3 protein-coding genes are annotated in these 905 nt (G+C 58.3%); 2 read left to right on the top strand and 1 reads right to left on the bottom strand.

Going from position 1 to position 905, the window contains the following annotated elements:
- On the top strand, positions 1–254 hold a 254-nt coding region (locus tag C7I87_RS34555; protein WP_149908422.1), incomplete at its 5' end, for a helix-turn-helix domain-containing protein.
- Between the two features lie 83 nt (positions 255–337).
- Complete coding sequence (locus C7I87_RS34550; RefSeq protein WP_149908408.1) at positions 338–583, top strand: hypothetical protein; 246 nt, start codon at positions 338–340, stop codon at positions 581–583.
- A gap of 34 nt (positions 584–617) precedes the next feature.
- Here the strand turns inward: C7I87_RS34550 and C7I87_RS35690 are convergent.
- Positions 618–905: hypothetical protein (locus tag C7I87_RS35690; protein ID WP_210250686.1), on the bottom strand; the 288-nt coding region annotated here is incomplete at its 5' end.

The raw sequence follows: 905 nt of genomic DNA, 5'->3' as shown, positions 1-905 counted from the left end.
TGGCCCGCTGGTTGCTGATGGTCAACGACCGCGCCGAAGGAGATGTCATCTACCTGACGCATGAACTTCTGGCGACCATGCTTGGCACCCGTCGCCCCGGCGTTACCACAGCCATCCAAATGCTCGAATATCGGGGGCTGCTTCATGCCAAGCGCGGCGAGATCACCATTGTCGACCGACCTGGAATGATCGAACTCTCGCACGGTGCCTATGGCGAAGAGGAACAACGTGACTTCGGCATAGGCACCGACTGACTGTCCGGAATCGGACATAGGCTTGATGGCTGCCGAATTCCTGCCGTAAACCATGTTGGTCAGGGTTCAGGGAGGAATTCTAGATGACCAACTCTTTTCATTCCATCACGGTTGAAAGAGCCGCCGAAGCCTACGTCCTTTCCAGGGGAAAGGCACGCTTTCTCTCCATCGCACAGGCAATCCGCGCCATCCGGACGCTCATCCCCACCTGCAGGGCCACCGACCGCGACCTGGAGGAGATACTGGCCGCCGCGTCCATCGTTCACGGCGTGCCCGTGGCATTCGACACAAAAACAGCCGATGGTTTAGCGCCGCAGCTCCACTCGTAGGCCGAACATGCCCGAACTCGCGCGGACGCCGACGTCATCGGAGGTTCGCCAAGCGATTGTCCGATACCTGATCGACAACGCCGAAAGGCCGTGCATTTCGATATCCGAGGCCAATCACGCCGTGAGGAGAGTGCTTCCGCCTTGTGAACTCACGGATTGGGAACTTAGCGATCTCATTGCGCGAAGCGCGATCGACGCTGGATTTGCGATCGAATTCGATTCGGCGGATTCTTGATACACCCGTTGTGGCATGTGTCGTCGGCAGTTTCGCGCCTACAGCATGTCGCAGCGAATAGGATTCGCCCGACCTGCTGTAAGCTTC

The organism is Mesorhizobium sp. SARCC-RB16n (assembly GCF_008520305.1).
GTDB lineage: Bacteria > Pseudomonadota > Alphaproteobacteria > Rhizobiales > Rhizobiaceae > Mesorhizobium.
The sequence above is the reverse complement of the archived record's forward strand: the minus strand, read 5'-3'. Positions and strand labels throughout refer to the sequence as shown.

Coding starts and splice junctions, on each gene's coding strand:
- C7I87_RS34550 (WP_149908408.1), top strand. CDS start 338: ATGACCAACTCTTTTCATTCCATCACGGTTGAAAGAGCCGCCGAAGCC.